The sequence below is a fragment of the Flavobacterium sp. GNP011 genome (assembly GCF_056428925.1).
The window spans coordinates 1-1,316 of the sequence record NZ_JBWJVJ010000049.1 but is presented as its reverse complement, the minus strand read 5'-3'; the positions used below and the strand labels follow the sequence as shown (position 1 = coordinate 1,316).

Here is a 1,316-nt window from a genome sequence, read left to right as displayed (position 1 = left end):
AGTCGGTGATCTAAGCCATAAGCGCCCGGTTCATCGAGCACGAATCGATACTATTCCACTCTCTTTTCCAAGACAAATTTCCGCCATAATTTTGCTGTTGCAAGACATTGTTTTCTGATTTGCTTATGTCAGTGGCAAAAGCACTTTGAAAAACTTTCAAATTGTCTTTTATGGTTATTACATCCAGAACTATTTGGTCTTTATTTCCTATTTTTTGAGCATATTTTAGCGTTCCATCATAGAAATCAAATTTTTTATCACCTTGATAATTGACATTTTGATTTTGTGAGAAATCAGAGATTGTAGTGTTTTGAAATATTTTATTGAAGTATTCTTTAAAGGTAGGAGTTTCAATAAAATCAGTAATCGATTTACGGGCAGCGATTTCGATATAACTCTTTTTCGAAAGATTGTAATTAGCATAAATATCAGCATTAATCATGTTGATTCCTGCGCTAAAAGTATTTTTTTCTGCAGTTTCTGGAGTAGAAGAAATATTTACTACACTAGACACACTTTCCCCATAAAAAGCAGAACTTCCGTTTTTATAGATAGCAATAGTATGAGCCAAATTAGGATTAAAAACCGATATTAAACCAAAAAAATGTCCCGTTTGAAACATTCGTATTCCATTCCACAAAAACAAATTTTGGTCGTGAGTCCCACCGCGTACATTGATGCTAGACACACTTTCGTCAATACTATTTACACCTGAAATTTGCTGCATTGTTTGCAAAGCATCTGGCTCAATAAGTCCCGGCAAAATACCAAATTTCTTGGGTTTAATTTGAAATGATCCGTCCTTGTTTTTTGAGATTCCAGATGCCAGAATAGCACTGGCTTTAATTTGTTCTAGTTCTATAATTTCAGGTTCTAACTGAATTTGGAGACAATTGTTAGAACCCAAATTACCTGGTGCAATTCTTTGGGTTTTAAATCCTACATGACTAATCAGTATACTAATAGCCTCTCTTTTTTTACATTCAAAATAACCGTTTTGATCCGTTGCAATCTGGATTTTATCGTTTAAACTAATATTTGCGTTCTCGATAGGTTTTTTATCTGGAGAAAAAACGTACCCGCAAATTAGTTGGGATTCCTTATCTTTTTTGTAAATATTAATAAATTGATTGCTGATGTTTTCAAAAGATAAATTGGTTTTTTTTTTAAGATATTGTAGTTTTTGATCTAATGAAAGAGATCTTTTAGGTGGATGAAGCTGTAGCCCTGCAATATTATCTTCGGTATAATTAAAGCTAACATTGTGTTGTTGTTCAATCTCAATTATTATTTTTTTAAAAGACATAATTTTTTCT

Annotated in this window: 1 protein-coding gene; it reads right to left on the bottom strand. The window is 32.2% G+C overall.

From position 1 onward, the window contains the following. Positions 1–10: 10 nt before the first annotated feature. A partial coding sequence (locus AC061E_RS16560) for a carboxypeptidase-like regulatory domain-containing protein (RefSeq protein ID WP_478287243.1) occupies positions 11–1,316 on the bottom strand: 1,306 nt, incomplete at its 5' end.